Raw genomic sequence first — 6972 nt, forward strand, 5'->3', positions numbered from 1 at the left:
CCGGCGGCGCTCACATCCTCGTACCGAAGTCCTGGGTCCACCACGGTCCGCCGGGGCCGTCGTGGACGCCGACGCCGAGGTTCTTGAAGGAGCAGTTGAGGATGTTGGCGCGGTGGCCGGGGCTGTGCATCCAGGAGTCCATCACGGAGGCGGGGGTCTGCTGCCCCCTGGCTATGTTCTCGCCGTAGGTGGACCAGCGGTATCCGGCGGCGGTGATGCGGTCGCCGGGGTCCTTGCCGTCCGGGTTGGTGTGGTCGAAGAAGTCGCGCGCGGCCATGTCGTCGGAGTGGTCGCGGGCGGCGGTGTCCAACTGGGAGTCCCCGGTGACGGGACCGCAACCGGCCTTGGCGCGCTCCTGGTTGACCAGGGCGACGACCTGGGCGACATCGCCCTGGGGGGCGGGCGGCTGGGTGTGGGTGGCGGGGGCGCTGTGCGTCGGGCGGGGCTGGTGCGCGGGTGCGGACGGGGTCCTGCTCCTCGGTGCCGCCGGACTCTTGGAGGCGCTGGGGCTCTTGGAGGGGGAGGCCGAGGGGGACGCGGACGGGGACGGGGAGGCGGACGGCGAGGCCGAGGGGGAGGCGGCCGGGGTGCCGTCGAGCTGGGTGCCGGGAGCGGCCAGGTCGGTGACGGGCGTGGCGGGGCCCCGGGCCGTCGTACCGTGCTCGTCGCTGCCGCCGCCGAAGTACCAGATGCCGCCGCCCGCGACACAGGCGGCCACCACGGCGGCGGCGGCCGTGCGCCGCCGGACGCGGCGACGGCGGCGGGCCGCGTCGCGCGCGCCCGCCCGGCCGCCGGGGGAGCGCCCGCCGGAGGCGCGGTGCCGGGCGGCGGCCCGGCCGGTGGAGTCGGGGACGGCGGGCAGGGTGGCGGTGGCGGCCGCCGGGTCGAAGGGAGCGGCCGCGCCCACGGGCGCGGCGTCGAAGGCGGGGCCGGCCAGCCGCAGCAGGGCCACCGGCACCGGGACCAGCGCCAGCCCGGCCAGCAGCCCCTCGGCGGGCATCAGGCCGCTCCACAGCCCGGCGCAGTGCGCGCACGCGCGCGCGTGGCGGGCGATGCGCTTGCGCCAGAGCGCGGAGGGGTGGCCGTCCCAGCCGGTGGCCAGCACGTCGTTGAGTTCGGCGCAGCGCGGCCGGGCGTCGAGCGCCCGTACGACCACCCGGGCCGCCTCCAACTGCGCCTTCATCCGCTGGACACGGACCGCCGTGTGCTCCGGGGAGAGCTTCAGGGCCGCCGCGACCTCGGTGCGGGTCAGCTCCCCGGCGCACTCCAGCCACCACAGGGACAGCAGCGCCCGGTCGTCGGGCTCCAGCCAGCGGGTGGCCCGCGCGGTCTCCTGGCGCTGCCCGGACAACTGGAGCCGCAGCATGGTCAGATCCACGAAGTCACCGCCGGGACCGGCGACCTCGCCCGCGTCCTCCACGGCGTACGGCGCGGTCTGCCGGTCCTGCCAGTGCGCCCGCACCCGGTTCATGGCGATCGCCACCAGCCAGGACCGGAAGCTGCCCGGATCCCGCAGCCCGCCCAGCCCGTCCAGCGCCCGCAGCATGGTGTCCTGCACGACGTCGTCGACGTCCACCGAGCCGTTCAGCGCCCGGCCCACGATGTTGTAGACCAGCGGCAGATAGGCGCCGACCAGGGCGTCCTGAGCCGCCGGGTCGCCCTCGCGGGCAGCGGCCACGAGCGCCGCCGTGTCCACCGAGTGCTGTGTGCTCATACGAGAACTACCCCGTCCCTTGACGTCGGTCGATGATGTCCGATGCCTGGGAGACCGGGGAGACGGGGTCGCATAACAGTTCTTCGGAGAAAAGTTCGCCCGCGAGAAGAATCCGTCCGCGAGGATGCTGCGATGCCCTCAGCGTCCTCCGCGTCCTCTGCGCCCTCTGCGTCTTCCGGGTTCTCCTCGCCGCTCGCCGGAGCGTGGCTGCGCGGCATCGCCGTCAACCCGTCGGCCGGGCCCGGTGTCCAGCTCCGCCTGCTGCGGTCGGCCGTGCGGGCCGCCTGGGAGCCGCTGTGCGAGCACGGCGATCTGCCGCAGGCCGTCGTGGAGGCGGTGCTCGCGCACCCGTCGCCACAGGTCCGGGGCGCGTTCGCCCGCAACCACCGGGCCGACCCGGCGCACCGCGGACGGCTGGCCGATGACCCGGACGCGCTGGTGCGCGCCCGGCTCGCCGGCGGCCCCCGGCCCCGCCCCGACCGGGTCGTCCCGCTTCCCGACGACGCGCTGATGACCCTGCTCACCGCCGAGGACGGACCCGGTGACGACCCGCTCGTCACGGCGGACGAGATCAGGCAGGAGCTGGCGTTCTCCGGGCAGATCCCCCCGTCGTTCCCGCACCGGATGACCGGCCACCACCGGAGCGAACTGCGCGCGTACGCCGCCGGGTACTGGCAGTGGCTCACCCCCGCCGAGCGGGAGACCCTCCGCGCCGACCCCGACCCCGCCGTGCGGGAGGCCGCGCGCAAGCGGATCCGTGACGAGGACCCCGAGGCCATGCGGGCGGACCTGCCCGACCAGGACTGCCTGCCCCGGAGAACGCTCCTGTACAGCCACGCCGTCTCGGCGGCGGTGGCCGAGGCGTGTCTGACGGCCGGACGGGACCTCACGGCGCTGGCGCACAACCGGCACACGCCCGCCTTCGCGGTCCAGCGGCTGGCCCGCCACCCCGACCCGGAGGTCCGCGCCCGGGTGGCCGCGCGTGCCGACCTCGGTCCCGGGCTGCTGGCCGCGCTCGCCGAGGACCCCGACGAGAGGGTGCGGCTGCGGGCCAGGACGCATCCGCTGCCGCGCACCTGGGCCCAGCGCGACGCCCTCGACCGGGTCATCGGCCGCGGCGCCGGTCAGATCGGCGCGCTCGCCCGGTCGTTCGGGGAACCGGACCCGGGCTGGTACGCCGACTGCGCCGCGTCCGGTGATCCGCTGCTGCGCCGGGCCGCGGCGAGCTGGCCGGACCTGCCCGCCGACGCGGCGGAGCGCCTCGCCGCCGACCCCGACCCGGACGTACGGCACCTGCTGGCCTGCAACCACCCGGCCGCGCCGCCGGAACTGCTCCTCGAAGCGTTCCTCGCCCTGCCCCGGCAGCGCGCCCACCTGCGCACGCTGCCCCGGCTGCCGCGCACCGGCCTGCGGCACCTGCTCGGCCACGCGGACGCCGAGGTGCGGGCCCTGGCCGCGGGCGATCCGACACTGGAGGAACTGCCGCTGAGGCTGCTGGACGATCCCGACGCCGCCGTCCGCCGGGCGGCGGCCGCCAACCCCCGGCTGCCCGGGGACCTGCTCGCGCGGCTCCTGGAGGACCCGGCCACCGCCGAGGACGCGGCGGCCAACGCGGCGCTGACCGACGCCCGGCTGCACGCACTGCTCGACCGGGCCGGGGCGGGCGTCCGGTTCAGGACTGCTTGATCGCCGAGATGTCGAAGTTGAGCTTGATCTTGTCGGAGACCAGGACGCCGCCCGTCTCCAGGGCCGCGTTCCAGGTCAGGCCCCACTCGGAGCGCAGGATCTCGGCCTTGCCCTCGAAGCCGACGCGCTCGTTGCCGAAGGGGTCCTTGGCGGCGCCGTTGAACTCCAGGTCGATGCTGATCGGCTTGGTGACGCCGAGGATGCTCAGGTCACCGGTGATCCGGTAGTCGTCGCCGCCCAGGGACTCGGCGGCGGTGGAGCGGAAGGTCATCGCCGGGAACTCGTCGGTCCTGAAGAAGTCCGCGCTCTTCAGGTGCCCGTCGCGGTCCGCGTTGCCCGTGTCGATGCTGTCCATCGCGATGTCGAGCGTGGCCGTCGACTTCGCCGGGTCGGCGCCGTCCAGGTGCAGGCTGCCGGTGAAATCGTTGAAGGCGCCCTTCACGTTGGTGACCATGGCGTGCCGCGCGACGAACCCGAGCGTGGTGTGCGTCGGGTCGATCGTGTAGTCGCCGGTCAGCGCCGCGAGCTGCGGGTCCGCGGCGGCGGCCGGAGCGGCCGTGGTGGTGGCGGTGGTGGTCTCGGTCTCGTTCTTGCGGCCGAAGATGCCCATGATCTGCTCCCTGGGGACGGTGGTCACCCGGCACCGAGGGGGAGTGCCGAGGATGTTGAATGTTCAACCAGAACCAACAGGGACGACAGTAGCGCCATTCCGTTCAACATTCAACCTCTTGGGCGCGGGAGTGTTGACGCCCGCCCCCGCCCACGGCTAACCAGGCCCCATGACGAAGCATCAGCAAGGGACCCCCGCCCGCGGAGCCTTCGTACGCCCCACCCGCCGCGGCCTCCTCGCCGCCGCTCTCCTCGCCGCCACCACCGGCACCACGGCCCTCACCGGCCGGGCCGCCGCCGACCCCGCCGACCCCTACGAGGCGCTGCGGCTGCGCTGGCTCGGCATCGCGCTCGGCAGCGGCTACGACCCGGCCGCCGAGCCCTACGCCGCGCGGCTCGCCGACACCGGCCGGCTCGCCCGCGGCTTCGCCGCCGCGATGGCCCCCGCCGCCGTCTCCCTCTGGCCCGGCCTGCCCTTCGACCCGCCCTCCGGCATCACCGCGAGCTACGGCAGGCTCTGGACGATGGCCCAGGCGTACGTCCAGCCGGGCACCGGCGCCACCGGCGACCCGGCCCTCCTCGCGGACGTGCTGCGCGGCCTCGACCACCTCGCCGCCACCGTCTACCACCCCGCCACCACCCCCTACGGCAACTGGTGGGAGTGGCAGATCGGCTCCCCGCGCCTGCTCATGGACCTCACGGCCGCCCTGTACGAACACGTCGGCGCCGCGCGGACCGCCGCCGCCTGCGCCGCCGTCGACCACTTCGTCCCGGACGCCCTGCTGCACGACTACTCCGGCACCTCCACCGGCGCCAACCGCGTCGACCTGTGCCGCTCCGTCGCCCTGCGCGGCGTCCTCGGCCGCGCCCCGGAGAAGATCGCCCTCGCCCGCGACGCCCTCTCGCCCGTCTTCCCGTACGTCACCACCGGCGACGGCCTCTACGCCGACGGCTCCTTCGTCCAGCACACCTACGTCGCCTACTCGGGCACGTACGGACAGGTCATGCTCGACGGGCTCGGCCGGCTCTTCGCCCTGCTGGCCGGATCCGCCTGGGAGGTCACCGACCCGCTGAGGCAGAACGTCCTGGACGGCGTCGAGCACGCCTACGCCCCGCTGATCCACGACGGGCTGGTGATGGACAGCGTCAACGGCCGCGCGATCAGCCGCGGCCTGCTCAGCGGCGACGACCGGCACGTGCTGCGCGGCGACCACTTCCACGGACAGCAGCTCATCGCCGCCATCGCCCTGCTCGCCGACAGCGCGAGCCCCGCCGAGCGCGCCCGCTGGCACGCGCGCGTGAAGGGCTGGATCCAACGGGACACCGTCACCCCGATCCTGACCGCACCCCAGTTCGACGTCGCCGACCTGGCCCGGCTGCACACGGTCGCCGCCGCGCCCGGGGCCGCCGCGCCCGAGCCGCTCGGCCACCGGCTCTTCCCCGCCATGGACCGGGCCGTCCACCGCCACCCCCGCTTCACCGCGGCCCTCTCCCTGTGCAGCGACCGCATCGCCGCCTACGAGTGCGGCAACGGCGAGAACCCGCGCGGCTGGCACACCGGCGCGGGCATGCTCCAGTGGTGGGCGGCGGGCGAGCCCACCGACCAGTACACGGACTGGTTCTGGCCCACCGTCGACTGGTACCGGCTGCCCGGCACCACCGTCTCCACCCGGCGCCTGCCCGACCGCGCGGGCGGCGAATGGGGCGCCGCCCGGCCCGACGTGCGCTGGGTCGGCGGCACCACGGACGGCACGTACGCGGCGATCGGCCAGCATCTGAAGGGGGTCGGCTCCACCCTCCGGGCCCGCAGGTCCTGGTTCTTCGCCGGTGACACCGTCATCTGCCTGGGCGCCGGGATCACCTGCGCCGACGGGGTGCCCGTCGAGACCGTCGTCGACAACCGCAACCTCGGCGAGGGCGGCACCCAGGCGTTCGCCCGGGGGACGGACCGGGGAGCGCACTGGGCCCACCTGGAGGGCCACGGCGGCTGGGTGTTCCCGGCCCAGGGCCCCGGCTCCGGCTCCGCCCAGGGCTCCGGCCCCGGCTCCGGTCCCGCGCTGCGCACCCTGCGCGAGGACCGCACCGGCGCCTGGGCCGACATCAACACCACCAGCTCGCCCGAGCGCCGCACCCGCCGCTGGCAGACCCTCTGGCTCGACCACGGCACCGACCCGGCCGACGCCTCCTACGCCTACCTCCTGCTGCCCGGCGCCTCCCGCCGCACCGTCGCCGCGCGCGCCGCCGACCGGCACTGGACGACCGTCCTCGCCAACGACGGCGTCCGCCAGGCCGTCGCCGTGCCCTCGCTGGGGCTGCTCGCCGTCACGTTCTGGCAGGCCGGTACGGTGGGACCGCTGACCGCGTCCGACGGCGCCGGTGTGCTGGTGCGGCACGACCGCCGTACCGCTACCGCTAGGCTCTGTGTCAGCGAGCCGCCGCGCACCGGCGAACCGCTGGAGATCGTCTGGGACACCCGGCACCACCCGGTGCGCCGGGTGCTGCGGGCCGACGACTCGGTCGAGGTGATCGAGCGGGGCCCCCATCTGGGTCTGCGTGTCACTCCGGGGAAGGCATGTGCCACCCATGAATGTGAGGTGGCTCTCGCCCCCTGACTTTGTGTGACCTCTACAACGCCGATCCCCTGTGAGCAGTCGGAAAGGCTGCACAGGGCTGAGGTTCTGTTCAGTGGTACCAGGAAAACGGGCCGGAGACTGTACGGAGTCGACGGCTCGCTTTCCTTGGTGTCCTTCGTAAGGTCGCTACATGACCGTTTTGGAAGAGACGACGGGTGAGCCCACCGGCGAGCCGACGGACGCGCGCGGACGGGTCGCCGAACTGCACGACATCCGTGCGCAGGCCGTGGCGGGGCCGAGCGAGAAGGCGACCGCGGCGCAGCATGCGAAGGGCAAGCTGACGGCGCGGGAGCGGATCGAGCTGCTGGTGGACCCGGGGTCGTTCCAGGA

At 74.8% G+C, this 6972-nt stretch carries 4 protein-coding genes and 1 pseudogene; 3 read left to right on the plus strand and 2 right to left on the minus strand.

The genetic code is table 11. The features are described 5' to 3' along the window. Positions 1–10: 10 nt before the first annotated feature. A complete protein-coding gene (locus ACWDYF_RS36590) occupies positions 11–1714 on the minus strand; it encodes a sigma-70 family RNA polymerase sigma factor (protein ID WP_389474549.1) in 1704 nt (567 codons plus the stop codon). A 132-nt stretch (positions 1715–1846) separates the two neighbouring features. On the opposite strand from ACWDYF_RS36590, the gene ACWDYF_RS36595 reads away from it, so the two are divergent. Beyond that, entirely contained in the window at positions 1847–3400 is a 1554-nt protein-coding gene (locus tag ACWDYF_RS36595) for a hypothetical protein (protein ID WP_389474551.1), read from the plus strand. Here ACWDYF_RS36595 and ACWDYF_RS36600 read toward each other — a convergent pair. After that, positions 3387–4010, minus strand: coding sequence for a YceI family protein (locus tag ACWDYF_RS36600; protein WP_389474553.1), 624 nt, complete (start codon positions 4008–4010; stop codon positions 3387–3389). The genes ACWDYF_RS36595 and ACWDYF_RS36600 overlap by 14 nt on opposite strands. 169 nt (positions 4011–4179) lie before the next feature. Here ACWDYF_RS36600 and ACWDYF_RS36605 point away from each other — a divergent pair, with 169 nt between their 5' ends. Both ACWDYF_RS36605 and ACWDYF_RS36610 read left to right on the plus strand, forming a co-directional pair. Further along, on the plus strand, positions 4180–6621 hold the full coding sequence (locus ACWDYF_RS36605) for a polysaccharide lyase 8 family protein (protein ID WP_389474555.1): 2442 nt from the start codon (positions 4180–4182) through the stop codon (positions 6619–6621). A gap of 151 nt (positions 6622–6772) precedes the next feature. Then, positions 6773–6972, plus strand: a pseudogene (locus tag ACWDYF_RS36610) (methylmalonyl-CoA carboxyltransferase); the annotation flags it as partial.

The sequence above is a fragment of the Streptomyces sp. NPDC003284 genome (genome assembly GCF_053589675.1).